The 25,329-nt window shown below is 63.9% G+C and carries 25 protein-coding genes; 15 read left to right on the forward strand and 10 right to left on the reverse strand.

Features of this window, described 5'->3' with window-relative positions; translation table 11 throughout:
• Positions 1 to 7 precede the first annotated feature (7 nt).
• The 4 genes from ACG2LG_RS00330 (at position 8) to ACG2LG_RS00345 (ending at position 3,926) form a co-directional block, all read left to right on the forward strand.
• On the forward strand, positions 8 to 892 hold the full coding sequence (locus tag ACG2LG_RS00330) for a MotA/TolQ/ExbB proton channel family protein (RefSeq protein WP_396255324.1): 885 nt from the start codon (positions 8 to 10) through the stop codon (positions 890 to 892).
• Between the two features lie 2 nt (positions 893 to 894).
• Positions 895 to 1,764, forward strand: a complete 870-nt coding sequence (locus ACG2LG_RS00335; protein ID WP_396255326.1) for a hypothetical protein — start codon at positions 895 to 897, stop codon at positions 1,762 to 1,764.
• The gene (locus ACG2LG_RS00340; protein ID WP_396255327.1) at positions 1,761 to 2,699 is read left to right on the forward strand and encodes a hypothetical protein; all 939 of its coding nucleotides are present in this window, start codon (positions 1,761 to 1,763) and stop codon (positions 2,697 to 2,699) included. Before ACG2LG_RS00335 ends, ACG2LG_RS00340 begins: the two co-directional genes overlap by 4 nt.
• 126 nt (positions 2,700 to 2,825) lie before the next feature.
• Positions 2,826 to 3,926, forward strand: a complete 1,101-nt coding sequence (locus ACG2LG_RS00345) for a metal-dependent hydrolase (protein ID WP_396255329.1) — start codon at positions 2,826 to 2,828, stop codon at positions 3,924 to 3,926.
• A gap of 86 nt (positions 3,927 to 4,012) precedes the next feature.
• On the opposite strand, the gene sufT is transcribed toward ACG2LG_RS00345, so the two are convergent.
• A complete protein-coding gene (gene sufT / locus ACG2LG_RS00350) occupies positions 4,013 to 4,558 on the reverse strand; it encodes a putative Fe-S cluster assembly protein SufT (protein WP_396255330.1) in 546 nt (181 codons plus the stop codon).
• 76 nt (positions 4,559 to 4,634) lie between these two features.
• Between sufT and ACG2LG_RS00355 the strand changes: the two genes are divergently transcribed.
• Positions 4,635 to 6,251 (forward strand): hypothetical protein, encoded by a 1,617-nt coding sequence (locus ACG2LG_RS00355; RefSeq protein WP_396255332.1) that lies wholly within the window; start codon positions 4,635 to 4,637, stop codon positions 6,249 to 6,251.
• Between the two features lie 5 nt (positions 6,252 to 6,256).
• Here ACG2LG_RS00355 and ACG2LG_RS00360 read toward each other — a convergent pair whose 3' ends face one another.
• Positions 6,257 to 6,799 (reverse strand): hypothetical protein, encoded by a 543-nt coding sequence (locus tag ACG2LG_RS00360; protein WP_396255334.1) that lies wholly within the window; start codon positions 6,797 to 6,799, stop codon positions 6,257 to 6,259.
• A 104-nt stretch (positions 6,800 to 6,903) separates the two neighbouring features.
• Between ACG2LG_RS00360 and ACG2LG_RS00365 the strand changes: the two genes are divergently transcribed.
• Both ACG2LG_RS00365 and ACG2LG_RS00370 read left to right on the forward strand, forming a co-directional pair.
• A complete protein-coding gene (locus tag ACG2LG_RS00365) occupies positions 6,904 to 7,368 on the forward strand; it encodes an NUDIX domain-containing protein (RefSeq protein WP_396255336.1) in 465 nt (154 codons plus the stop codon).
• Positions 7,369 to 7,424: 56 nt separating this feature from the next.
• A complete protein-coding gene (locus tag ACG2LG_RS00370; RefSeq protein ID WP_396255338.1) occupies positions 7,425 to 8,615 on the forward strand; it encodes an O-antigen ligase family protein in 1,191 nt (396 codons plus the stop codon).
• Here the strand turns inward: ACG2LG_RS00370 and galK are convergent.
• A complete protein-coding gene (gene galK, locus ACG2LG_RS00375; protein ID WP_396255340.1) occupies positions 8,592 to 9,767 on the reverse strand; it encodes a galactokinase in 1,176 nt (391 codons plus the stop codon). The genes ACG2LG_RS00370 and galK overlap by 24 nt on opposite strands.
• A 28-nt stretch (positions 9,768 to 9,795) precedes the next feature.
• On the reverse strand, positions 9,796 to 11,760 hold the full coding sequence (locus ACG2LG_RS00380; protein WP_396255342.1) for a sodium/solute symporter: 1,965 nt from the start codon (positions 11,758 to 11,760) through the stop codon (positions 9,796 to 9,798).
• Between the two features lie 141 nt (positions 11,761 to 11,901).
• Between ACG2LG_RS00380 and ACG2LG_RS00385 the strand changes: the two genes are divergently transcribed.
• Genes ACG2LG_RS00385 through ACG2LG_RS00400 form a run of 4 tightly spaced genes read left to right on the forward strand, consistent with a single transcriptional unit; the run spans position 11,902 to position 13,638 of the window.
• Positions 11,902 to 12,339, forward strand: a complete 438-nt coding sequence (locus tag ACG2LG_RS00385; RefSeq protein WP_396255344.1) for a GAF domain-containing protein — start codon at positions 11,902 to 11,904, stop codon at positions 12,337 to 12,339.
• Between the two features lie 30 nt (positions 12,340 to 12,369).
• Positions 12,370 to 12,828, forward strand: a complete 459-nt coding sequence (locus ACG2LG_RS00390; protein ID WP_396255345.1) for a protein jag — start codon at positions 12,370 to 12,372, stop codon at positions 12,826 to 12,828.
• Positions 12,825 to 13,289, forward strand: coding sequence for a DoxX family protein (locus ACG2LG_RS00395; RefSeq protein ID WP_396255347.1), 465 nt, complete (start codon positions 12,825 to 12,827; stop codon positions 13,287 to 13,289). Before ACG2LG_RS00390 ends, ACG2LG_RS00395 begins: the two co-directional genes overlap by 4 nt.
• 1 nt (position 13,290) lies before the next feature.
• The gene (locus ACG2LG_RS00400) at positions 13,291 to 13,638 is read left to right on the forward strand and encodes an acyl-CoA thioesterase (RefSeq protein WP_396255348.1); all 348 of its coding nucleotides are present in this window, start codon (positions 13,291 to 13,293) and stop codon (positions 13,636 to 13,638) included.
• Between the two features lie 16 nt (positions 13,639 to 13,654).
• Here ACG2LG_RS00400 and ACG2LG_RS00405 read toward each other — a convergent pair whose 3' ends face one another.
• Both ACG2LG_RS00405 and ACG2LG_RS00410 read right to left on the reverse strand, forming a co-directional pair.
• Positions 13,655 to 14,479, reverse strand: coding sequence for an alpha/beta hydrolase (locus ACG2LG_RS00405; protein WP_396255350.1), 825 nt, complete (start codon positions 14,477 to 14,479; stop codon positions 13,655 to 13,657).
• Between the two features lie 16 nt (positions 14,480 to 14,495).
• The gene (locus tag ACG2LG_RS00410) at positions 14,496 to 16,250 is read right to left on the reverse strand and encodes an ABC transporter ATP-binding protein (RefSeq protein WP_396255352.1); all 1,755 of its coding nucleotides are present in this window, start codon (positions 16,248 to 16,250) and stop codon (positions 14,496 to 14,498) included.
• 136 nt (positions 16,251 to 16,386) lie between these two features.
• On the opposite strand from ACG2LG_RS00410, the gene ACG2LG_RS00415 reads away from it, so the two are divergent.
• The 3 genes from ACG2LG_RS00415 to ACG2LG_RS00425 all read left to right on the forward strand — a co-directional run bounded on the left by ACG2LG_RS00415 (position 16,387) and on the right by ACG2LG_RS00425 (position 18,401).
• On the forward strand, positions 16,387 to 17,289 hold the full coding sequence (locus tag ACG2LG_RS00415; RefSeq protein WP_396255354.1) for a hypothetical protein: 903 nt from the start codon (positions 16,387 to 16,389) through the stop codon (positions 17,287 to 17,289).
• A gap of 33 nt (positions 17,290 to 17,322) precedes the next feature.
• Positions 17,323 to 18,138 (forward strand): hypothetical protein, encoded by an 816-nt coding sequence (locus ACG2LG_RS00420; RefSeq protein WP_396255355.1) that lies wholly within the window; start codon positions 17,323 to 17,325, stop codon positions 18,136 to 18,138.
• A 71-nt stretch (positions 18,139 to 18,209) separates the two neighbouring features.
• The gene (locus tag ACG2LG_RS00425; protein ID WP_396255357.1) at positions 18,210 to 18,401 is read left to right on the forward strand and encodes a hypothetical protein; all 192 of its coding nucleotides are present in this window, start codon (positions 18,210 to 18,212) and stop codon (positions 18,399 to 18,401) included.
• 103 nt (positions 18,402 to 18,504) lie between these two features.
• Here the strand turns inward: ACG2LG_RS00425 and ACG2LG_RS00430 are convergent, their stop codons facing one another.
• Entirely contained in the window at positions 18,505 to 18,945 is a 441-nt protein-coding gene (locus ACG2LG_RS00430) for a 23S rRNA (pseudouridine(1915)-N(3))-methyltransferase RlmH (RefSeq protein WP_396255358.1), read from the reverse strand.
• A 334-nt stretch (positions 18,946 to 19,279) separates the two neighbouring features.
• On the opposite strand from ACG2LG_RS00430, the gene ACG2LG_RS00435 reads away from it, so the two are divergent.
• A complete protein-coding gene (locus ACG2LG_RS00435; RefSeq protein ID WP_396255359.1) occupies positions 19,280 to 19,603 on the forward strand; it encodes an EF-hand domain-containing protein in 324 nt (107 codons plus the stop codon).
• Between the two features lie 10 nt (positions 19,604 to 19,613).
• Here the strand turns inward: ACG2LG_RS00435 and ACG2LG_RS00440 are convergent, their stop codons facing one another.
• The 3 genes from ACG2LG_RS00440 to ACG2LG_RS00450 all read right to left on the reverse strand — a co-directional run bounded on the left by ACG2LG_RS00440 (position 19,614) and on the right by ACG2LG_RS00450 (position 25,198).
• On the reverse strand, positions 19,614 to 21,194 hold the full coding sequence (locus ACG2LG_RS00440; protein ID WP_396255361.1) for a glycine--tRNA ligase: 1,581 nt from the start codon (positions 21,192 to 21,194) through the stop codon (positions 19,614 to 19,616).
• A 101-nt stretch (positions 21,195 to 21,295) separates the two neighbouring features.
• Positions 21,296 to 22,948, reverse strand: a complete 1,653-nt coding sequence (locus ACG2LG_RS00445; protein ID WP_396255362.1) for a right-handed parallel beta-helix repeat-containing protein — start codon at positions 22,946 to 22,948, stop codon at positions 21,296 to 21,298.
• Positions 22,949 to 22,984: 36 nt separating this feature from the next.
• Entirely contained in the window at positions 22,985 to 25,198 is a 2,214-nt protein-coding gene (locus tag ACG2LG_RS00450; protein WP_396255364.1) for a sodium-translocating pyrophosphatase, read from the reverse strand.
• Positions 25,199 to 25,329 lie beyond the last annotated feature (131 nt).

Genomic DNA, 25,329 nt, shown 5'->3' on the forward strand with positions numbered 1-25,329 from the left:
CCTCATCATGACCGAAGAAGTCAACAAGTCCGCTACCGAGGGTTCCGAAGACCGGATCATCCTCGATTGGCACCGCAACGACCCGGAGCAACGCCTGGGCTTCAATGGTGGTCGTTACACGAACCCGCACAAGGGTCTTTGCTTTGGTATCGCGTTGCTCCTCACGCTGCTTTTTTTCGCCGTATTGATTTTCACAGCGCCGAGGCTTTCCTGGCTGGAAGGATTCGCTGATATTTTCGTCAATCGAGGTCCTACCCAGTATTTTGCGGTGCTGTTTTTCTTTTGGGTCCTGGCGATGCTGGCGATGAAGAAGCGCAAGCTTGGGTTCCAGATGAAGGCCTTCGAGCTACCGGTTTTCCCCGCCGATGCTCACTTTGTCCTGACACCGGATACCGCGCAGGATGTGACTCGGAGGATGCACGACATGGTGGATTCGCCGGCGCACTTTGCTGTTCTGAGTCGGGTCGAACGTGCGCTTTCGAATCTTGAGAATATCGGACACACCGCCGACGTGACCGCAATTTTGAAAGATCAGTCCGAGAACGATGAATCCCAGGTAGCTGCGAGCTATGTTCTGGTGAACGGGCTCATGTGGGCGGTGCCGGTCCTCGGTTTTATCGGGACGGTTCTCGGCTTGAGCACCGCCATCGGCGAATTTGGCAACACCCTGAAGCAGGAGGGGGATTTCTCGGGGATTAAGGAGTCACTAACCGGTGTTACCGGGGGGCTTGCGACGGCCTTCGACACAACACTCGTTGCACTCGTCTTGGCATTGGTCCTGCAACTGGTGATCTCGTTCGTCCAGAGTCGGGAATCCGCGTGGCTTGATGCTTGCAACGAATATTGCAGTCGGCAGTTGGCCAGTCGGTTGCGTTTGCGTCAAATTGATTGAGCATGCGTTCCATTCGGGCAGCTCTGGGGAGTCGACCGGCATCCGCTTTCCTCTCGTTCCAAGACATCATCATGTCGGTGACGGGGGTTGTCATCGTGATCGCTCTTCTACTCGCCATTGAGATCGACCGCCTTCCGGAACGTGCCTCGCCACCAGGGGAAATTTCTACTGACTCGGACGTGGTCGAGGTCACCCAAGAAATGCTCACCAAGGTGCTCGACGAATTGGTGAAGGCGGAAACCCGACTCCAAGCGCTTCTCCTCGCTCGCAGTGAGTCGGAAAGTGCCGATGAGATTCAGGCAGAAATCGAACGGTTGGAGCGGGAGATCGAAAGGCTCGCCGGAGAAGAAGTAGTCGGAGCGCCCGATGAAGACGTGGACAAGTTGGCTCTTCGCTCAAAAGGTGTCGAGATCCTCAGGTTGCGAAATGAAATGGAGGATTGCCGTCGTCGGCTTCGCGAGGCACAGGAGCAAATCACCGCACAAGGGCCGGATCTCAGGACCCTTGAGGAACAGGTGAAGGCGGCGGAAGCTGCCGTGGCGGCGGCAAGGTTGAAGGGAAGCAGAATTCGTCTGATGCCTGCCAAGTCGGACACGACCAAGGAGCCTGTGATTGTCGTTTTGTCCCGCACAGAGGTGGTGCTGATGCGATTCGATCATCCTGAGCCCATTCGCGTTCAAAGCCTTACTGGCCTCAATCGGATCCTGGCAGACATGCGTTCGACCGAACAGTACTTCGTCCTTTTTGTGAAACCGTCTGGTACTGGTCGGTTCGAGCAGGTGCGACAAGCGGTGATCGGACTTGGTTTCGAGGTGGGATACGATGCCGTTGACGAGGATGTTGAGATTGTTCTGGAAAGGGGGGAGGAGTGAAGCGCCGCCTCCATCTGAAGGGCAACGAATCTCTCGATCTGATGCTCGACACACTGTCGAACGTATTCGGGGGGATTATCCTGATTGCGTGCCTGCTGGCCCTCATTCCGCGGCACGACAGCCTGACGCCCATTTTGGAGATTCAGCAAACCAAGGGGGAGATGCTGGAGCGACGCCTTGCCGCGGCGAAGGGTCAGCTCGAGAAAGTGCTGAAGATGATCGCCGATCAGGAGGACGCAGAGGGACTGGAAAATCCGGAGCTCGCCATGCGGCGGCAGCAACTGAGGGAACTCGCCGAGCAGCTTCGGGAAGAGAAGAAGATCCGTGAAGACGCCGAGTATTCGGATGCCGAATTCGAGTTGTTGGCGAGATCTGGTGATCCGGAAGAGATGGAGCGCGAGGTTCAGCGGCTCAAGCGACTGGTCGCCGAGGCGGAGGGCAAAGCCAAGTCCATCGAGGAGAAATCAGAATTCCTCACCGCGAGACTGGAGGCTCTGAAGTCTGAGGTCGAAGACCTAAAGGACGGCATTCGGGAGGAGTTGCGCTTCCCGCGAGAGCGTCGAACGGCCAAAGGCCCGTTCCCGGTGATTGTCTGGAGTAATTCGATTTACCCGCTGCACACTGGGGCCGACTTTGCCGCCAATCCTGCAGTAAGGCGACTGGAGCTTCCGGAGTCAGAGGGGTTTCTGGCACGGCCCATTATGGGTTCGGGCATCGAAGAACCGTCAGATTCGGGGCCATTTATGGCAGCACTGCGGAAGGCGAAGGAAGAAAACCTCTACGTGACGATCTACCTTTACCCCGATTCCCACAAAATCTTCAGGAAGCTGAAATCGGCGCTGTTTGAAGCGGGGATTGCCTACGGGATCGAGTTCGTCGAGCGAGACCAAAACTTGGCGTTTGGTCCGGATGGCACGAAACCTCCGGAGCTATAGCGGGGAAGCTTCGATTCAGGTCGGAGGCTCAGGCGCGACTGGTCCGCCTGAACCACCCTGCGGCCTGCAAGCGTTCCTGCCTGAAATTTCGCTTGGCCGGTGGGCCAGGGTGGGGAGATTGCCGGCGTGGATTTGATCACACAGGCCGCCCTCGGGGCGACGGTGGGAGCCGCGGTGCTGGGGCCGAAGCTCGGACGCCCGGCGATCGGCTGGGGGGCGATGCTGGGGCTCGTGCCGGATCTCGACGGCTTGCTGATGCCCTTCATCGATACCGCATGGGACCTCTGGATCCACCGGGGCTTCAGCCATTCGATGCTGCTCGTCATCGTCGCCAGCGTCGGCCTGGCCAAGCCCCTGTCAAAGCGCTGGAAGCGCCAGAAGGTCACGCCCCAGCGGGCGGGCTGGTTCGTTTTCCTCGTCCTTGCAACGCACGTGCTGATCGATTGCTTCACGGTCTACGGAACCCAGGTGTTGTGGCCCTTTTCCAGCCGGCCGGTCGCGTTCAACAACCTCTTCATCATCGACCCGCTGTTCACCCTGCCGCTGCTGGTCGCGATCGTCGGGGGCCTGCGCATCGATGGCAAACGCTGGAAGAAGGGCGTCGGCCTGCGGATGACGGCGGTGTGTCTGGCGGTCAGCAGCGCCTATGTCGGGCTCAGCTACTGGGCGAAGCATGCCGCCTCGACCGCGGTGGCGGAAGATCTGGAACGCCGGGGGATCGACTGGCAGAGGCGGATGGAGTCGCCGGCGCCGTTCTCGATTCTGTTGTGGCGGGCGGTGATCGAGCGCGACGAGGAGTTCTGGGTCGGGTACCGCTCGATTTTCGACGGCGACTCGCCGGTGGTGTGGACGATCTATCCGAAGCAGGCGGGGGTGCCGGCGGACTTGGCGGATGATTTCGAAGTGCGGGCGGTGAGGCGTTTCTCGGACGAGTGGTGGCTGGCGCGGAAAACCAAGCGTGGGGTGTGGCTGGTGGACATGCGGTTCGGCACCTACCGCGAGTGGGACAAGCGGGGTCTGGCGCTGCGCCCGATCTTCGCCTGGGAGTATCAGGTCGATGGCCGGGGCGACCCCTTGAAGAGGACGCTCAAGGAGGACCGGGAGATGGGCCCGATGCTGAGCCGCTTGTGGGAACGCATGCTCGGCTTCGAGGAGGGCTTCGACACCGCGCCCCGGCTGATCGGCAATCCGGCCACCACCAGCGAGGCGCTGCCGACGGTGAGGTGACCGGCCTTCCGGGTTGGCGATTGCGCGGCGACCCGGCAGGAGTCAAGTCGAGCCGCTCGCAAAGCGGAGCTTTGCGCCACAAGGTGTCAAATCATCCCGAGCTTCATCTTGCCCTCCTCGGAGATCATGTCCTGATTCCAGGCCGGGTCCCAGACGAGTTCCACCTTGGCGTCGTCGACCCCCTCGATGGTCATGATCTTCGACTGGGCGTCGGCGGCGATGACCGGGCCCATGCCGCAGCCAGGGGCGGTGAGGGTCATTTTCACCCCGACCACCGTCTGGCCATCCTCCTCCTCGACCGAGCAGTCGTAGACCAGGCCGAGGTTGACGATGTCGACAGGGATTTCCGGGTCGAAGACCTGCTTGAGCTGGCCCCACACCTGTTCCTCGATCGGAGCATCCTTGAGGGCGTCGGCCTCGGCGGATTTTTCCTTTTCGGCATCGAGGTCGATGTTCAGGGCATCGGCGTCGCTGGAGGAGATCCGGGCGAGGCCGGCGGACGTGGCGACGGTGAAGGTGCCGCCTAGTCGCTGGGTGATGAAGACCGACGTTCCGGCGGGCAGGTTGATGGCATCGCCACTGGGGATCTGGACGGCATCGACGTCGCGGCTGAGTTGGATTTCCTCTTGCATGGGCGGGAGTGTAGGCGGGGCGGGGGCGGGTGCAAGCGGCTTGCGGCTGGGGGGAATCGGCGGCATGCTGACCGGGATGAGTCGCAGAGCGAGACGTCGCCGGGGCAAGCGTGTGGGCCGCGGCTCCTGGTGGATCCGGGGGCTGGTGGGCCTGATGGTGCTCGTGGCCGTCTTGATGGGTGGTGGCTACCTGTGGCTGAAATCGTGGCTCCACAGCGAGGACTTCCGCCGGATGCTCTCCGCCGAGGTGGGCGAAGCACTGGGAGCGAAGGCCGAGTTCGGCACCTTTCGGTGGGACGGGACGGTGGTCGACTGCCAATCGGTGACGGCCTCGGGTGGCCGCGTGGTGGGGTCCATCGACGCGCGGGGGCTGTCGATGGACATCGGGCTCGGCCAGTTGAGCGAGCAGGTCGTGCTGCTGCGCGACGCGAGGATCAACCAGATCGAGGCCCGTTTCGATCTCACGGGAGGAGGAAAAACGGACGTCGAACCCACGCCTCCGGCACCCGACCCCGACCCGGTGGCGAAACGGGCGTGGTATGAGCGGTGGATCCCGAACGACTTTCGCCTCGTCCAACTTGAGGTGCCCCACTCGTCGGTGAGCCTCGGTCTCAAGGACGGGGACATCGCGTTCGACGACACCCGCTGGACGGTGACGCCTGGCCAGGCGCGGGGCAGCTACGAAGCGGTCGGCCGGGGCGGGCAGATCAATTTCCCGTGGCCGATTGTTCCGGAACTGCGGCTGGGTGAGGCGAAGATGCGCTACCAGGATGGCGCGATGTTCCTGATCCATTCGGACTTCCGTCTCTACGAACGCGGTTACGCCAACCTGACCGGCGAGGCTTCCTCCTCAGGCTATTCCTTCGACGGCCGCATCATCGACGTCCGTGCCAACGAAATCCTTCCCGAAGACTGGCGGCAGCGGGTCGAGGGCGGGGTCGAAACGGACTTCTCGGTGATCGAAGGCCGCGACGGGCCGTCGGTGAGCGGCACGCTGCAGCTCAAGGACGGGGTGCTGACCGGACTCCCGGTGCTCGATGCGCTCGGAGCCTACGGGGGGAATCCGCGATTCCGCCGGCTTGCCTTGAGCGAGGCCTCGACGGACTTCCGCTGGGAGGCGGGGGCGACGACCCTGTCGAACCTCCGCATCGGCAGCGAGGGATTGATGAGGGTCGAGGGACGGTTGCGGGTGGAGGCGGACGACCGCATCGACGGACGGTTTCGCATCGGACTGACGCCCGGGACGCTGGCCCGCATTCCGGGGGCCGAGACGAAGGTCTTCCTGCCCGGGGAGCGGGGGCTCTTGTGGACGTCGCTGCACGTCACGGGAACCCTCGACGACCCGAAGGAGGACCTGACCGAGAGGCTGATCATGGCGGCCGGCATGAGGATGTTCGAAGTGCTGCCGGAGACCGGGGAGCGGGTCCTGAAATTCACTCAGCGTGCGGTCGATCCCGATGTGATCGAGCAGCTGACCGGCGAGAACGGTCTCATCGACCAGGGTCGCGGACTGATCGACTCCGGCCGGGCGCTGATCGATGGCGAGGGCAGTGTGATCGACAATGCCACCGAGACCCTGCGCAGGGGCGAGGAGGTGGTGCGGGGCGTCGAGGGAATCTTCGGCTTTTTCGACGACGACGACAAGGACGCCCCGGAGCCGGTGCCCGCACCCGAGCCGCGCCAGCCGCAGTAAGCGGGTTACTGGATGGTGATCTTGCGTCCCTTGCCGCTTTCCCACGCCTTGCGCAGGCTGTTGTAGAGGGCATCGAGGTCGCGGATGTCGAGGATGCGGTACTCGATGGTGCCGGCGTGGGTGGTCTCGGGGTATTTCTTTTGGGCCATGTTGTGGACGTCGGATCCGACCCGCTGGCCGGCCCGTTCCAGAAGCTGGCGTCCCTTGTCCACGACGCGGGTGACTTCGTTGCCGCCCATCGTGTCGGTGACCGGCTGGATGTAGTAGAACCGGGCGAGGGCGCGGCCGGTGGTGTCGATCGTGACCTCGTTGACCACGAGGGAGCCATCGAGCACATATTCGTGCATGCTGATGTTGGAGATCCGGTCGAGGGCGACCATGTAGTGTCCGCCGGCCAGGCTGGCTTCCCAGAAGCGCCGGTTGTCGTTGGTGGCGTCGCGGACGTTCTCGTTTTCGTCCTGGTTGTTGCCGTTGTTGTTGCCCTGCTGGGCGAGACCGGCCGGTGCGAGAAGCAGGGTGAGGCAAATGATCCCGGGAAGCATTTTCATGACGTCCCAATGGACACCCGATGCCCTCAAAATGCCAGTCCGGGTTTTTGCTTAGGAAAACTTAAGGATTGTCGGAATCGGTGTCCCGGGTGATCATTCGCCGCGTGGTTCGTTTCCGACCCAATGTGGCGGCGTTGATGACGCGCCGCGACGGCTCGCTGTTGATCTGCGAGCGTTGGCAGGTGCCCGGCGCGTGGCAGTTTCCGCAGGGCGGGGTGGACCCCGGCGAGAGCGAGACCGAGGCCCTTTACCGGGAGGTGCGCGAGGAGATCGGACTGCGTCCCAGGGACTACGAGGTGATCGAGTCGAAGTCGGGCTACCGCTACCTCTATCCCGAGGAGGTGCGGCGGAAGAAGGTCCGCAAGCACGGATGCCAGGGGCAGGAACAGGTTTATTTCCTCTGCAAGCTGCGCAAGAAGGCGGCGGAGATTGATACCAACCAGCGTCCCCGGGAATTTGCGGCGCATCGCTGGATCCAGCCCGGGGAGTTCGACTTGAAATGGCTGCCGTCCTTCAAGCGCGAGGTGTACCGGCAGGTGATGCGCGACTTCTTCCGGGTGAAGCTTTGAGACTTCCGGGGCGGCGGACTTGTGCCGGACGTGCCGGGCCGTTAGGACAGTGCGGCATGGATGCCATCTGGAAGCTCCGCCGCGAGGCACTGGCGGTGGTCGGCATCGTCTGGCTGGCGGGCTTTCATTTCTTCTACGACGGTTTCTATCACATGGCGGCATTCTGGCTGGTGTTGGCGCCGCTGGCGCTTGCCAACATCGACCTGCTCGGGGGGCGGGAAGGACTGCGCTGGAAACAGTTGCTGGCACTGCTTTTGGCGTGGCAGCTCGGCTGCGGAGTGATCCGGGCGGGTGCCGGGGTTCCCGTGGCGGGAGGGTTTCGGGACTTGCTGGCGGTCGTGCTGCTGGTGGTGGCGGTGCTGGCGGTGGCTCGCGTTTCCTGGGGATGGAAGGCCTGTCGGGCGGCGATCTTCGTCTCGGCGGTCGCCACTTCCGCCTGGGCGCTCGTGGAGTTCTACCTGCTCTCGGATCTCGGCCTCGACGAAGGCCGGCTGCGGAACGTGCTGATCTACCCGATCGGCCTGAACGCGGTGTTGACCGGGTTGCTGGCCGGCTTCTCGATGGTGGCGGGCTTCGATCTCGTGCGGGATGGCTCCCGCTGGCGGTGGTGGATCCGTGGGGGGCTGGCTCTGCTCGCCTTTGCCCTGATGGCGACCCAGTCGAGGGGCGCGATGCTGGCCACCCTCGCCGGACTGGGGGTGATGATCGTCGTGCGGCGGCGGCAGGTGCTGCCCGAGGTGGTTGCGGCGCTGGCCGGAGTCGCCGCATTTCTCGTGACCTTCGTCCTCGGAAGCGGGGGTGGCACGGGTCCCGATCTGGTGGAGCGGGGAGCGACGGGGCGTTTCGAGATCTGGCGGGTGTATCTCGACGGGCTCGAGGCAGCGGATTGGTGGATCGGCACGGGCAGGGTTCCGGCGCTGGAGGAATCGGTGCTCGGCTGGTTCGTCCATCACCCGCATGCCGGATGGGTCAGCCAGATCGTCTGGTGCGGCATTCCCGGGTTGCTGCTGCTGGGGGCGTTTCTCGGCCTCGCCGGGGCATCGGGATGGAAGCGAGCGAACCTCGATGCCACCCCACTCGCCTTGCTGGCGTTCGGAGTGGTCGGGCTGACTTTCGACGGGGGCCAGATCGTGTCCCTGGCCTCGTCGCCCCGCATCGAACCGCTGCTGGTGCTGGTGCCGGCCGTGGTGGCCCTCGTCTTGGGTGGGCGGCGGGAGACCGCTTCAGATGAGGTGGGCGCCTTGTGAGGGCCGCGAGGCAAAAATCTCCGGGACGATGCCCGTCGCCTTCTCGTACTCGCCGGCAAGGGTGGAGGCGATCGCCTCGGCCTGGCTGCTTTCACACAGCGTGACGGTCGATCCGCCGAATCCACCGCCGGTCATCCGTGCTCCGATGACGCCGCCCGACCGTCCGATCGCCCGGGCGATCCCGACCATGATGTCGAGTTCCTTGCAGGAGACCTCGAAATCGTCGCGAAGGGAGTCGTGGCTCGCCGACATGAGCGGTCCGAGGGCCTCGAAGTCGTTGCCCTCAAGGGCCTTTGCGGCTGCCACGGTGCGGGCGATTTCCCCGACCACGTGGCGGGAACGGCGGTTCACCGGGTCGCCGAGGCGGTCCCACGCCTGCTCGACATCCGCCAGAGTGACGTCGCGCCACGAGTCCTTGCCGAGCATCGCCAGCCCGTCTTCGGTCGCCTTGCGCCGCGCCGCGTAGCCGCCGTCGGACAACTCGTGGTGGACCTTGGTGTTGGCGATCAGCACGGTGAGATCCGGGTTTTCAAAAGGAACGAGGTCCGGCTCGCCCGACTGGCAGTCGATGAGGACCAGCTTGTTGGTTTGGCCGAAGGCGGAGGCGAACTGGTCCATGATCCCGCACGGGACACCGGCGAAGTCGTGCTCCGCCTTCTGGCACAGGAGCGCCTTTTCCCGGGTGTCGAGGACGGTGTCGAGCAGTCCCTCGAGCAGGGTGGCGATGGCGCACTCCAGCGCGGCCGACGAGGAAAGCCCGGCACCGAGGGGTACCGAGGAAACCACCGTGGCGTCGAAGCCCGGGATGGTGTGACCCCGGTCCTGGAAGCCGCGGATCACACCGCGGAAATAGTTCGCCCACTTCGGCTCCCCCGGTGTCGCCGGTTCGCGGAGCGGGATGCTCACGGGCGGCTCGTCGCCGGAGCTGACCCGCGCCACGGAGAGGTCGTTGGTGGTCGCGGCGATCACGATGTAGCGATCGATCGCGAAGGGCATCACGAAGCCGTCGCAGTAGTCGATGTGCTCGCCGATCAGGTTGACCCGTCCCGGCGCGGCGGCCGTGACGGTCGCGTCCTGGTCGAAGGTCGACTTCAGCGCCGCCACGGCGTCGTCGGCGAGATCGGCGAGCGGAGGATTGATCTGAAGGGGCATGTCGAGGCGTCGGGCGTCGGGGTTCGGGTCACCAGAATGCGATGTAGAGTCCGATGGTGGCAATCACGATGGCCACGCCCACGATCTTGGCGCCGGGGGAGGTGGTCAGTTCCATCTGCTCGTTGACCGGCAGTTCGACCGGCTTGTGCATCGGCTTGGCGAGGGTAATGACGAGGCCGGTGAGCAGGACGATGAAGAAGCAGATCGCCATGCGGTCGAGGAAGGCCATCTCGGGCGAATACCAGAGACCGCTGCTGGTGAGCCACGGGCCGACGAGCCACTTGAGTCCGGCGTAGCAGATGATGTTGGTGACGATGCCGACGACGCCGAACCAGCGCGGGGTGCGCGGCGAGAAGAAGCCGAAGATGAAGACCGCGAGGATGCCGGGCGAGATGAAGCCCTGGAATTCCTGGATGTATTTGAAGATGCTCTCGAAGTTGTCGAGCTTGGGCGCGACCAGCGCGGCGAGCAGGACGAAGAGCACGACGAAGAAGCGCCCGACCTTGACCAGCAGGGCCTGGTCGGTGGTGTGGGTGAACTTGGCGAAGAGGTCCATGGTGGCAATGGTCGAGGCCGAGTTGAGCATCGAGGCCAGCGAGCTGATGACCGCACCGCAGAGCGCGGCGAGCACGAACCAGGAGATCCAGGGCAGGGGCTTGATCAGGTTGCGCACCAGCACCGGGAAGGCGGCGTCGTAGTCATGGCCGACGAGACTGCCGGCCGACTTGCCACCGGCATCGATGACCTTGGCCGCGAGTTCGTTGATGCGGGCGGTAAGCGCCCCCGGGCCTTCCGGACTGCCGGCCTCGGTCCCGGCCGCGCCGGCGTTGTGGGCCAGCACCTTGAGGGCGAGGTCGGGGTTGTTTTCGGCGAAGGTTTCGTTGACCTGGAGGACCTGTCCGGCCTCGGCCTTCTCGAAGATCACGAGGTTCTTGTCACTCGCGCTGGACTGGAGGTCGTCGGAGAACAGGTTGAAGGCGAGGATGCCGGGGATGACGACGACGAAGGGGACGATGAGCTTGAGGAAGGCGGCGAAGACGATGCCCTTCTGGCCCTCGGCGAGGGATTTCGATCCGAGCGTGCGCTGGACGATGTACTGGTTGAGGCCCCAGTAGAAGAAGTTGGGGATCCACAGGCCGATGAGCAGCGCGGTCCACGGGATGTCGGAGTCCTCCTTGGGGCGGACCATGTGCATCTTGCCGCCCGAGCCGTTGGGGCCGTTGACGGCGACGGCCTCGCCGTCGACGCCGTCATTGAGAAGCTTGAGGCGCTCCCAAGCGCCGGCCTTCTCGAGGTCGGCCACGGTGGCGTCGGAGTTGGCGACCTTGGTCTGGATCAGCTCCTCGGCGGGTGTTTCGGCGAGGGTGCTCATGGCGAAGAAAAGGACCACGGCGCCGCCGAGGATGAGCGCGGAACCCCAGACCAGGTCGGTCCACGCGCAGGCCTTGAGACCGCCGACGAAGACGTAGATGGCGGCGACGGCGGCGATGAGCCAGCACATCGCGGTGAGGTTGTTGATGACCGGGACGTCGTTGTAGTATTCCGAGACGAACTTGGCGCCGGAGAAGATGACCGAGGAGGTGGTGACGAAGACCAGCGTGACGATCGCCGGGATGGCCATCGCGAGGCGGGCGACGCCGTCGAAGCGGTACTGGAGGAACTCGGGAATCGTGTAGAGGCCGGCCTTGAGGAAGCGCGGCAGGAACCAGAAGGCAACGAAGACGAGGGTGACGGCGGCCATCCATTCGTAGGAGGCGATGGCCATGCCGAGCCAGTTGGCCGACGACCCGGACATCCCGACGAACTGCTCGGTCGAAATGTTGGCGGCGATGAGAGAGAAGCCGACCAGCCACCAGGTCAGGCCACGGCCGGCGAGGAAGTATCCGGTGGCGCCGGCTTCCTCGGCGTGGACCTCGTCGCGGCTTTTCCAGATGCCGAGACCGACGACGCCGACGACGGCGACAATGAAGAGGATGACTTCGATGCTGTTCATGGGTTGGGAATGAGTTCCGGGCGGGAGGATCTAATGAAGCCGCCCGAGTTCCGGCAAGGTCCGAGTGTGCCCCATCGGCTGACCGGGCCGGGGGCGGATTTCTGCTTTGCCAGCGCGCCCGGGCGAATCGAGACTGCGGCCATGAGCGCAGAGATCGGTTCGGAGGAATGGTTGGGAAGCGTGATGGCGGAGTTCGGTTGCCAGACCGGCACGATTCACCGGTCGGCGGATGGCGAGTGGCTGGAGCTTCAGGCTTCGATCGGGGTGCCCGAGGCCCTGATGCCGGTGATTTCCCGGATCCCCTTCGGCAAAGGGATTGCCGGCGCCGCGGCGGCCAGTCGGGAGCCGGTGGAGCTTTGCAACCTGCAGCAGGATCTCGGCGGGGTGGCCAAGGAGGGCGCCCGCCAGACCAAGGTCTCGGGATCGCTTGCCGTGCCGGTGTTTTCGGCCGACGGCGGCCGGGTGCTGGGGACCCTCGGGATCGGGAAAGTGGAGCCCTACGAATTCAGCGGCGCGGAAAAGGGCGTTTTGGCGAGCCATGCGGTCGAACTGGGGTCTCATTGGGAGTCCGGCCATTGACCCGGGCGGAGCGACTGTTAGCGTGTGGCCATGAAAGCGGAGGAAGCGGCGAAGAAGATCCTCGACACCATGCTCGGGCATCTCGATTTCCCGGTGAAGATCGAGATCCAGGAAACCGACGACGGTCCGTGCCTGCAGATCCTCACCAGCGAGAGCCGGCACCTGATCGGCAAGGACGGGGAGCGGCTCGACGATCTGCAATACCTGGTGAACCGGATCCTGAAGAAGCATTTCCCGAAGGCCAGGCGGGTGAGGATCGACTGCGAACACTACCGGGCGATCCAGGAGGACCACCTGATCGAGGAGGTCCGGGGGCTGGCGGAAAGGGTCAAGGCCTCGGGCAAGCCCTTCCGTGTCCGGCCGCTCAATGCCTACTACCGGCGCATCGTCCACAATGCGCTGGTCGACGTTGAGGAGGTTCACAGCGTCTCGCCGGCGGGTGATGACCGGCTCAAGCGGATCACGATCAAACCCGGCAAGAAGACATGAAGAAATTCCTTTTCGACTGTGGAACGCGCGACTCGGTGGCGTCGGCGGGCCTGTTGTTCCTGAGGCTGGGCTTCGGCCTGATGATGGCGATCGGGCACGGCTGGCCGAAGGTCGTGGCCTTCGAAAAGCTCAAGGACGACTGGGCCGTGCCGGCCGTGTGGCCGCTTTCCTACATGTCGAGTCCGGTGAGCCTGATCGCGACGATCGGCGCCGAGTTGGGCTGCGCCGCCCTGTTGGTGCTGGGTTTGGCGACCCGTCCGGCGGCCTTCATCCTCGGCTTTGCGATGGTGGTGGCGGCGTTCCAGGTGCTGGGTGACAATCCGCTCTTCCTGCCGGCGCAGGGGGCGAAGGAACCGGCCTTGCTGTATCTTTTCGCCTGCGTGGCACTGATTGTGGCCGGTGCCGGAAAGGCCTCGCTCGATGCGAGGGTCTACAAGGAGAAGAGGCGCAAGTTTTTCTGAAATGGAGACGCAACGCCTGGTCCTGCCCGAGGATCTGAACCACCTCGGATTCCTTTTCGGCGGACGGCTGCTGGCCTGGGTCGACGAGGCCAGCTGGATCGCGGCCTCGCTGGATTATCCGCACTGCCAGTTCGTCACCGTGGGCATGGACAAGGTCGAGTTCCACCACTCGGTGCGGCAGGGGACGATCCTTTCGATCCGCTGCGAGCGGGAGCGGGAGGGAACCACATCCGTCAGCTACCGGGTCGAGGTGTTCGATCGTCGCAACCCCGGTGCCTCGCCGATCTTCGGCACGCTGGTCAGCTACGTCAGCGTGGACGACACGGGCCGGAAGCGGGCGCTGCGCTGAGGCGGGCCGCCCGGGGTCAGCGCGGCCCCGCGGTTTCGACGGTGAAATCCCGGATCGCCTCGACCACTTCCGGTCCGGCTTCCTGGAACAGGGTGTTGTGACCGGCTCCGAAGATCTCGATGAAGTTCTTGGTTTCGGCAGCGCTGGCATCGACCAGAGCCCGGCCGTGGGAGGTGGGAATCACGCCGTCGAACTTGCCGTGGATGACCAGCAGCGGCGTCTGCGAATCCTTGAGGCGTTTCTTGTTGGGGAAGCGGTCTCCGGGAAAGATCAAATGGGCCGGAGCCATCACGGCAAAGGCGGACTTGAAGGGCGAGAGAAGCACCAAGGCCCTGGGCTCGGTGCGGGCGTCGAGCCAGACGGAGGGACCGCTGCCGACCGAGCGGCCGACGATCACGACGTCTCTTGGCTGGACGCCGAGGTCCGAGGTGAGGTGATTCCAGGCCGCTTCGATCGCCCGCTCGCAGGCGGCCTCGCCGGGACGTCCTTCCGAGTGGCCGTAGCCGGGGTAGTCGTAGGCGAACACCCCCAGGCCCGCCTGCTCGAAGGCCCGGTAGATGGGCAGCGAATGGCCGATGTCCTCGGCGTTGCCGTGCGAGTAGAGCAGGGTGGGGCGCCCGTGCGGGGCGGGGAAATGGAGGGCGGCAATCGATTCCCCGGCGCTGGTTTCGAACCGGATCAGGGCGTCGGCATCGGCGGCGTAGCTGGGCGGCGGTGGCTGGAAGATCACGTGATCCGCCACCGTGCAGGCAAAGAGGCTCATGGCTCCGTAGAGGATGACCGGCACCTTGATCCAGCGCCAGAGCTTGCGGATGCCCGATGATGAAGGGTGGCTGGCCATGGTTCGGGGCGGGAGATCATTCGACCACGATGGAGGCGTCGGCCGGTCGCTGGTCGAGGAAGGATTTGCGGCAGAGCTCGGCGTATTTCCCCTCCCGGGCGAGGAGATCGTCGTGGGTGCCTTGTTCGATCACGCGGCCGTGTTCCAGCACGTAGATGCGGTCGGCGTTCTGGATGGTCGAGAGGCGGTGGGCGATGACGAAGGCGGTGCGGTTGGCCATCAGGGCATCGAGGGCGTCTTGGATCTGGCGTTCGGTCTCGGAATCAACCGAGGCAGTGGCCTCGTCGAGCAGCAGGATGGGCGCGTTCTTGAGCAAGGCGCGGGCGATGGAGAGCCGCTGTTTTTCTCCTCCGGAGAGCTTCACCCCGCGCTCGCCGACATTGGTGTCGAGCTGCTTGGGAAGATTCCGCACGAACTCGGCCGCATGGGCCGCCTCGAGTGCCCGCCACATGTCGTCCTCGCTCGCCCCACGCCGGGCCAGGTGCAGGTTTTCGCGCACCGTGCCGTTGAAGAGGAAGGGCTCCTGGGTGACGTAGCCCAGCTTCTCCCTCAGCGAGCCCTTGGAGAGCGTGGCGATGTCGGTGCCGTCGATGGTGATCCTTCCGCCGTCGACCTCGTAGAAGCGGTTGAGCAGGGAGAGCACCGTGGACTTGCCGGCACCGGTCGAGCCGACCAGGGCGATGGTCTTGCCCGGCGACGCGTCGATGTCCACCTCGTGGAGGGTCGGCTGGTCGCCGTAGGAAAAGCTCACTTTTTCGAAGCGGACGTGCGCCTCGATTTGGTCGGGAAGGCGTTCGCCGGAGGACGCGTTGGGTTCGTCCGGCGAGTCCATGATCTCGAAGACGCGGTCGCCGGCGGCGCGCGACGAGAAGATCATCTGGTTGAGCTGGCGGAGCTTGGTGACGGGTTCGTAGAAGAGCCCGAGGAGGAGGAAGAAGGTCACCAGTTCGCCGGCCTCCATCCGGCCGTCGATGACCGCCTTGCCGCCGAATCCGAGGACCAGCGCATAGCCGAGCATGCTCGCGAATGACATGCTCGGGTTGTAGATCGCCCACCACTTCATGAGGTGGAGGGTGGCCTTGCGGACCTTGTCGGAGAGGCGGTTGAAGTTCGCGTGCTCCTCGCCCTCCGCGGCGTAGGACTTGATCTGCCGGATGCCGGCGATGTTGTCGTGGAGCAGCGAGTTGAGAGCCGAAGTTGCGTTGCGCTCGGCCTTGTGGCGGTGGCGCGCGTCCTTCGAGTAAACCCAGGCCCCGGTGATCAGGATGGGGATGGGCAGCGTCGCCCAGAGCGCGACCTCCCAATCCGTCAGATACATCACCAGTCCCACGGCAAGCAGCTGGATGCCCGCGACGAGACCCAGCTCGATGCCGTCGATGAGCACCCGCTCCATCGCGGTCACGTCCTCGACGACCCGGGTCATGATGTCGCCGGTGCGGCGGGAGTCGAACCACGGCAGCGGCAGGCGCTGGATCTTGCGGTAGAGGTCCGAGCGGATGTCGTAGATGACGTTCTGCTCGAAGTGGTTGTTGATGAAGATCCGGGCGCAGTTCAGCCCGTCCTTGAGGAAGAAGCTGCCGAGGCCGACCAGCACCCAGAACATCAGCTCCGCGTGGCGGGCCGGATCGGGGATGATCTTGTCGATGACGAAGCCCGTGACCGACGGGAAAACGATGACCGACACCGCCATCAGGGTGGCGCAGAAAAACTGGGCCGTCGCCAGCCCGGGGTAGCGGCGAAGGTAGGAGAAAACGCGGAGGACGGAGTTCATCGGCCGGCGCACCGATGGGGCGGTGTCCATTCTTTGTAAAGTCAGGGTTTGTGATGATTCATTTAAGGGTTGCCCGGGCGGGGCTGAAATTCCTAGTTTTCCTCAACCGAAGGAGCAAATCCCTCAGAAAAACCTCATGGCCAATATTTTCGCTGCCATCACCGCCGTCCTGCTGCTGGCTTCCGCCTACGTCGCCTTCAAGAACCAGCAGGCTTACGAGAAAGAAATCGAGGACAGCCAGACTGCCCAGAAAGATCTCGACGTGAGCCGCGACCGCCTCGCGCAACTCCGCAAGGATCGCGACAACACCAAACAAGAGCGCATCGGCGTCGAGGAGGACACCGTGGCCAAGCAGGAGGTCGAGTCCGAGCGCAAGTCGGGCAATGAGAAGCTCCAGGGCGACATCACAGCCAAGCGTCAGGATGCTGCCGACAAAGCAGAGAGGATTGCGGAAATTGAAGATCAAACCAAGGAACTCGGCCCGATCAGGGAGCTTGAACCCAAGATTCGCCGGATGCGGACGGAGATCACGGGGCTCGAAGATGACAAGGCCGGCAAGGAGGCGAAGCTCGCCAACCTGATTTCCAACAAGAACTCGACGGAGTCGACCATCGAGAGCTACCGCAAGCAGAACGACGCCTTCGCCAACCAGCGCTCCTTTTTCGACAGCGCACGAATCAGCGCGATCTACGGTCCCTGGGGTTTCGTAACCCTGAGTGCGGGCAACAACTCCGGCGTGGTGACCAACTCGACGCTCGATGTGGTCCGTGGCGGGGAGGTGATCGCCAAGCTTCGGGTCCGCTCGGTCGAGTCGAGCCGCTCCTCGGCGGACATCATTCCGGATTCGATGGCGGACGACGTCACGCTGATGGCAGGCGACCGGGTCGTGCCGGCCGCTGTTGAGGAGGAAAAGGCACCGGATCCCGCGGCCGCGGAGCCGCCGGACCAGCCCCTTCTCGATCCCGATCCCGCGCCGGCGGCCCCTGATGCCGGGGAACCGGACTCCCCCCTCGAGGAAGACCTCGATTTCGATTTCTGAAGCGTCTGCCGATCTATTTTTTAGTCTAAGCTAATGAAAATCCTTTTTTACATTCTGTCGCTGATCGTGATCGTGACTGCTGCTGTTTTCTCAGTCCAAAATCGCGGAAAACTTGAGGACCAGGTGGCCTTCAAGAAGGACCGGATTGAGAAAAACCGTTCCGTCAACGCTCAGATCAGCAAGACGGAGAAGGAACTGAGTGACGAGGAGGACCGGTTGACCGAGGCTCAAAAGGCCCGGGCCGAAGTCGAGCAGAGCATCGCCAGCCTCGAATCCAAGGAGCGCGAGCTTCGACGCGAACTGAGCGAAATCGAGGCGGATCTTGAGGTGAAGGACGAGAAGATCAAGCAGACCGAAGCGGCGCTGGCGGAGTTGAAAAAGGTGTTTGTGGAGCTGGGCTTCGACGGGGATGTCGATATGGATTCGATTGAGCGGAACATGAAGACTCTCGAAGACCGGAAGAAGGTGCTGACCGCCGAGATTGCGGAGCTTGAGACCAATATCGAGGGCGCCGAGAGCACCATCGCCAAGAACCGTGCGGAGATCGCCCGCCTCGGCGAGCGCAAGGCGGAGCGTGACGCGCGGATCCGCAGCAATGCCCGCGAGTCGGTGATCACCGCCGTCGATTCCGACTGGGGCTTCGTCGTGATCGGTGCCGGTCGCAGCACCGGTTTCGAGCCCCAGACCAACCTGATCGTCAAGCGTGCCGGCCGGGTGATTGCCGAGGTCAAGCCTTCCAGCATCGAGCAAAGCCAGACGATCGCCGAAATCGATTTCGACACGGTGGCACCCGGAGTCGTGCTCCAGCCCGGCGACCGCGTGATGCTGGTCAAGCCGCTGGCGAACTGAGGATCGCGACGAGCGAATATTTTTGGCCTCCGTGCGCTTGATTGCCGCGGAGGTCTTTCTATGTTTCCTCCATGCGTTTACTCGTCGCCCTCGCCATCGCCTCGCTCGGCATGCCCTTCGTTTCGTGCACGACGGATCCGGATCTCGATCCCCAGCCGACGAAGCCGCCGTCCGCTTCCAGCCAGTTGCCCCACAATCGTCCGGTTGCCGGACAGGGTGCCGGACAGTTCGGTGCCTTGCCGAACCAGCAGCTGCGGCGCTAGGAGGCGGGACGCCCTCGTCCCGCATTGGAGCGGGTCGGATGGGCACAAGGTATCGTTTCCGATCCGGCGACGCTCGGGGAGTTGTGGCGCGCCAGCTCCAATGTCATCGATGATACGGTTCGCCGCGTCTGAAGCTAGCGACCCGGTAGAGTTGCTCAAGCAGCACGACCAGGGCGAGCTCGTGCTGCAGGGTCAGCCGGGAGAGCTGCCAGACGGCGTCCGCCTCTTGGCGGAGGCCTTCCGTGTGACCGTCGGCCGCGCCGATGAGGAATGAGACCCGCTTGATCTCGCCCCGCATCTCAAGCGCTTCAAGGCGCTCACTCCATTGTCGGGTGGTCAGGGCTTCGCCGCGTTCGTCGAGCGCGATCCGGAGATCCCCTTCGGACCGGGCGAGAAGGGCCTTGGAAACGCTCTCGGAATCGCCGGCCTTCAGCTCGACCAACTCGCAGCCGCCATAGCGCTTGAGACGCTTGAGATACTCGGCGATGCCGGCGGCGGCATAGGAAAGCGCGGGCTTTCCAGCCGCAAGGATTCGGAGGCGCATGCCCGGAATCCAAGCCGAACCCTGCCGGGCGACCAAGGTCCGATTGAGGGCAGGGCGATCAAGCTAGGAATGGAGTCGAAAATTGAGGGGAGAAATCAGGACCATGATGAATGGGATGGATATGATTTTGGGCCTCTGAACCAAGAAAGCCACTTTGAGAGTGCATCCATTCGAATGGGAAAGGACTTTTCATGAAGTTATCCTATTGATCCGATCCATCCTGGTCCCCAAACAGCGTCATGGTCCTGATCTTCTCCCTAGCTTGATCGCCCTCCGATTGAGGGCGTGTTTCGGAGCTTGTCCGCAGACGCTCCGGCGGCAATACTTCAGCAAGATGAAGTATCTGCTGACCCTGCTTCCGCTGATGGCAGCCTGCGCCGGACCCGATCCCAATTCGGAGGTGGCGCAGAATCGCAAAGTGATGGCGCTTCAGGAGAAGTTCGACCGCTTCGACTACAATGCCGACGGCAAGCTCACCAAGGAGGAGATCAGCCAGGGCATTCGGGAATCCGGGATCGGCGGAATCGACGAGGCGGAAATCGATGCCGCGATCAAGGCGTATGATGTCAATGGAGACGGGGCCATTTCCCGCTGGGAGTCCCAGCGAGCCATCGACACGCCACTCCCGGAGCATTTCCGCGGCTCCGACGAAGGTTGAGCGGTGAAGCTCAGCGAATCCGTTCGAGTAGCCACGCCAGCAGTCCATCGATGGGCAGGCGTTCCTGCTCCATCGAGTCGCGGTGGCGAACGGTCACGGTGCCCTCGAGATCCGGGCCATTCTCACCGATCGTGTCGAAGTCGACCGTGATGCAGAACGGCGTCCCGACCTCGTCCTGGCGGCGGTAGCGGCGACCGACGGCTCCGCCGTCGTCGTAGTAGACCGTCATCCACGGCTGGAGGGTCTTCTGGATCTCTCGGCAGAGGCGGACCTGGTCGTCGTTCTTCTTGAGCAGGGGGAAGATGCCGACCTTGATCGGTGCCATCCGGGGAGCGAAACGCATCACCGTGCGGGTCTCGGTCTTGCCCTTCTCATTGGTGATCTCCTCCTCGTCGAAGGCCTCGCAGATCATCGCCAGCACGGTCCGGTCGCAGCCGGCGGACGGCTCGACCACGTGGGGCAGGAATTTCTCCTTCGATTCCTCGTCGAAGTATTCGAGTGGGCGGCCGGAACCCTTCTGGTGGACGCCGAGATCGTAGTCGGTGCGGTAGGCGACGCCTTCCAGCTCCTGGATGCCGAAGGGGAACTCGTATTCGATGTCGTAGGTCTTCTCCGAGTAGAACGCACGCTCGCCATCCGGAACGTCGAGGATGTGGAGCTTCTCGCGGGGGATCCCGATCTCCTCGTAGAAGGTGAGGCGGGCTTCGAGCCACTCGTCGGTGAGACGCAGGCCGTCCTCGGGGCGGCAGAAATACTCGATCTCCATCTGCTCGAACTCGCGGCTGCGGAAGGTGTAGTTGCGCGGGTTGATCTCGTTGCGGAAGGACTTGCCGACCTGGGCGATGCCGAAGGGCAGCTTCACGCGGTTGGAGTCGAGGATGTTCTTGTACTGGACGAAGATCGACTGCGCGGTTTCCGGGCGGAGGTAGGCGGTCGCGTTGGGGTCGTTCTCGTCGGCCGAGGCCCCCATGGTCGTCTTGAACATCAGGTTGAAGTCGCGGGGCTCGGTGAGAAGCGAGCCGTTCTCCGGGTTGAAGGAGGTGCTGCCGGTCACTTCCTCGCGGCGGTCCTCGGTGATCTCGAGTTCCTTGGGCGATACCTTCTTGTCGGGCATGAATTGCGCGTAGAACTGGCGGGCCACCTTTTTCGCGGAGGCGGGATCCTTGTCGGGAGCGACCAGAACGGCGAAGGGACGGTCGATGGTGAGATCGGCCGATTCGAGACGGGCACCGGAGAACCAGACCACGGTGCCGTCCTGGGCGGGAATCTGGTCGGCGCGCAGGCGCGACTTGGAGAGCAGGCAGTCGCACATCGGGTCGTTGAAGCCGTCGAGGTGGCCGGACGATTTCAGGACCTGCTGCATGGTCAGGATAGAGCCGTCCATGCCGACGACGTCATCGCGCTCCTGAACCGTTTTCCGCCACCAGTAGTCCTTGAGGTTGCGCTTGAGTTCGGTGCCCAGCGGGCCGTAGTCCCAGCAGCCGTTGAGGCCGCCGTAGAGTTCGCCGGATTGGAAGATGAAGCTGCGGCGTTTGCACAGGGAGACGATCTTCTCCATGCGCTCGGGGTCGGTGTGGTCCTTGTTGGCCATGATTTTCTCGGGCAAAGCCGGGCCGGAGAAAACCAGCGCGCACCCTGCGGGGCAAGGCGCGAATGCAGCCACTTCGAGGTGACCGCGACGGACCCCTCCCGTCAGGGCTCCGGGAATTCCTGGATGAAGAACATCCGGGGGTTCGCGACCGGATCGAGCAGCAGTTCCAGGGTGACCACGACCCGGCCCCCGGCGGTTTGGCTGGAGATGATGTCGTAGTCGATCCCGGGCTGCATGGTGGTCCATCCGCCGAGCGTGGAGGACTTCTTGTAGACCGGATCCACGTCTTCCGCGTCGGCCCGGTGGCCGAAGGTCAGGGTGCCGGGAACGATCGAGGGCATGACATCTGGATCATGCGGGGCGGTTGGATTGGCTCCGAGAGCGTAGTCGAGGAAGTTGGACAGTCCGTTGTGGTTGTCGTCGTCGGCCGGGTCGAGATTCGGGAAGAGGCTGACGAAGGTGGTTCCGGTCGGTTCTTCGAAGGTTTCGTAGGCTCCGATGTCCACCGCGCTGCCCGAGAGTCGCGGCTGCCCGGCGAGGTCTTCGGCGACCGTGGCGATGGTGTCGCTGCCACCGCCGGCACCGTCCAGATCGGCGGTGTCGAGACCCGCGTTGATCGCGGGGCTGGCGGCGCCCAAAGTGAAATCGCCCGCCGTGGACGGCGCGGTGAGCGGGTCGAGTGGAGTGGTGAAGCCGGGGTCGAGATCAAGGTTCCCGCCGCCGTTGCTCCCGGTATTGGGGTTCCAGATGAGGCTGCCTCCGGAGTGCTGGACGATGCAGTGCGAAAACGAGGGACTGCCCCCGCCTTTGGCAATCGAGGCGACCAGCGGCGTGGGGGAGCCGGCTGAGTTGTTCCAAATGATGCAGTTGGTGAACGACGGCGCCGCAGCACTGAGGCCCATGCAGACCCCGCCGCCCAGGTCCGAGGCGTGGTTGCCCGAGATGGTGACGTTGGTCAGGACCGGACTGGAGGTCAGGATGTAGAGTGCTCCGCCGACGACGGCGCGGTTTCCGGAGAACTCGCAATTGTGGATGATGTGGATCTCCGAACCCCGGATGTGCAGGGCTCCGCCGTTGCCGCTGGCAAAAAAGTCGACCGGAATCACCCGGTTGCCCCGGAACGAGCAATGCGAGAACACGTTCGTCGAGTCCGCGCTGTTCACAGCCCCGCCGAGTGAACCGGAGAGGTTGCCCTCGAAAATGCAGCCGACGAAGCGGGAATCGGAGGTGTCCGCATCGACAGCTCCTCCGTCGGAGCCGGCCTCGTTGTCGATGAACTGGCAATCGACGAATGCCGCCGCGCTGCCCGGGAGCAGGGCCACGGCTCCTCCCCGGTTTCCGGCCCGGTTGTCGTGGAAACGGCAACCTGTGACGGTGGGGGAGCCATTGCCCCCGAAGCCTCCCCCCGAGGCAGGGGCTTCGCCTCCCCGAATCGTGAAGCCATCGAGAATGGCGGTGGTGTCGACCGCCGTGCCATCGACGACACGGGCGCTGTTGTCGCTCCGGTTGGCGAAGTTTGCTCCGTCATCGCCTTGGAGGTCGCCGCTGAGCACGGTTCCGTTGGTGGCCGGGTCGGGATTGCGATCGCCGAGGGTCGACTCTGTTCCGGCAAATCCTCCGTAGATCGCGACGCCGCTGGCGAGTTGGAACTTCTTGCCTTGGTCGGTCCCGCCGGGGTCCGGGGTGTAGGTTCCGGCGGCAACCCAGATTTCATCGTCACCGGCGGAGGACGCCAAAAAAGCGTGACCGTTCATGACGGTCACGCTTGGGAAACAGAGGGTCGGCTTGGATCAGCCGATGAAGGGTGCGATCACCAGGGCGACCACGGACATCAGCTTGAGCAGGATGTTCAGTGAGGGGCCGGAGGTGTCCTTGAAGGGGTCGCCGACGGTGTCGCCGACCACGGCGGCCTTGTGCGGATCCGATCCCTTGCCGTAGTCCTTGCCGTCGATGGTGACGCCTTCCTCGATCATCTTCTTGGCATTGTCCCAGGCGCCGCCGGCATTGGATTGGAACAGGGCCATGAGCACGCCGCAGACGGTGACACCTGCGAGCAGGCCGCCGAGCATGGCGGCACCGCCGACGAAGCCGACGGCGACCGGCGCAAGCACCGCGAGCAGGCCGGGCCGGACCATCTGCTTGATCGCGGAGGTGGTCGAGATCTCGACGCACTTGGCATACTCGGCCTTGCCGTCGGCGGCTTCGAAGACCTTCTGGTCCTCGGAGCTCCATTCCTTCACTTCCTTGCCGTCGTTGCGCTTCATCGCTTCAAGCGCGGCCCCGAGTTCGGGGATGGTGCGGAACTGGCGGCGGACCTCCTGGATCATCGCCATGGCGGCGCGGCCCACGGCACCCATCGAGAGGGCGGAGAAGAGGAAGGGCAGCATGCCGCCGACCAGCAGCGCGGCCATGACCTTGGGGTCGGTGATCTCGATCAGCAGCTTGGCGTTCTCGCCGGTGACGGCGTCCTTGTTGGCGACCTCCCAGGTGGTCTTGAAGGCGGCGAAGAGCGCGAGCGCGGTGAGCGCGGCGGAGCCGATCGCGAAGCCCTTGCCGATCGCGGCGGTGGTGTTGCCGACGGCGTCGAGTTTGTCGGTGCGCTCTCGGACCTCCTTGGGCAACTCGCCCATTTCGGCGATGCCGCCGGCGTTGTCGGAGATCGGCCCGTAGGCGTCGACTGCGAGCTGGATGCCGGTGTTGGAAAGCATGCCGACGGCGGCGATGGCGATCCCGTAGAGTCCGGCGAAGTGATAGGCGCCGAGGATGCCGGCGGCCAGCACGAGGATGGGCAGGGCGGTCGAGACCATGCCGACCCCGAGTCCGGCAATGATGTTGGTGGCCGAGCCGGTGACCGACTGGTCGACGATTGAGCGGACCGGCTTGGTGCCGGTGCCGGTGTAGTGCTCGGTGATCTTGCCGATCGCCAGACCGGCAACCAGACCGAAGATGATCGCGAAGAAGGTGCCGTTGGCGGTGTAGGTCATTTCGCCGACCGTCCAGCTGTCAGGCAGCATCGCCTGGATCACGAACCAGGTGATGATGACCATGGCAATGGACGAACCGAACTCGCCGATGTTGAGGGCGGTTTGCGGACTGCCACCTTCCCGCACCTTGACGAAGAAGGTGCCGGCGATCGAGGTGATGATGCCCAGTCCGGCGAGGACCAGGGGCAGCAGGACCGGGGCGAGGCCGCCGAAGCTGTCGGCCATTTCCGGCACACCGATGAAGACCGCGCCGAGCACCATGGTGCCGATGATCGACCCGACGTAGGACTCGAAAAGGTCGGCTCCCATGCCGGCGACGTCGCCAACGTTGTCACCAACGTTGTCGGCGATGGTGGCGGGATTGAGCGGGTGGTCCTCGGGAATGCCGGCCTCGACCTTGCCGACCAGGTCGGCGCCGACGTCGGCGGCCTTGGTGTAGATGCCGCCGCCGACACGGGCGAAGAGGGCGATGGAGGAGGCGCCGAAGGAGAAGCCGGTGACGATGGTCATCACCTGGGTGACGTTGTCAGCGGTGTCGGTGCCGAAGACCGACGAGAAGATGGCGAACAGCCCGCCGAGGCCGAGCACGCCAAGACCGACGACGCCGAGGCCCATGACCGCGCCTCCCGAGAAGGCGATCTCCAGTGCCGGGCCGAGCCCGGTGCGGGCGGCGTGGGTGGTGCGGACGTTGGCTTTGGTGGCCACCTTCATGCCGATGAAGCCGGCGAGTGCCGAACAGAAGGCCCCGACCACGAAGGAGAGAGCGACCAGCGGATGCGACTGCTCGCTGCGGAAGCCGCCGATCATCAGCAGGATGGCGACACAGATCACGAAGATCGCCAGCACCTTGTATTCGGCCCGGAGGAAGGCCATGGCACCCTCCTGCACTGCGGCGGCGATTTTTTTCATCCGGTCGGTGCCGGCGTCTTGTTTTCCAACCCAGGAGGACTTCCAGAACGTGAAGGCGAGGGCGAGGACGCCGAACACGGGAACCGAATAGATCAATGCTTCTTTGGTCATGGGGTAGGTGCTTGAATCAACCCTTACAGAGGCAGGATCGGCGTATTTTGCAAAGCGGGAAATCCGTTAGGATGCGCATTCCTTGATAGGCGGAAAATTCCCCGCGAACGATGCTCGTGAATCGCGGAGAT

Source organism: Haloferula sp. A504, assembly GCF_044385805.1.
GTDB lineage: Bacteria > Verrucomicrobiota > Verrucomicrobiia > Verrucomicrobiales > Akkermansiaceae > Haloferula.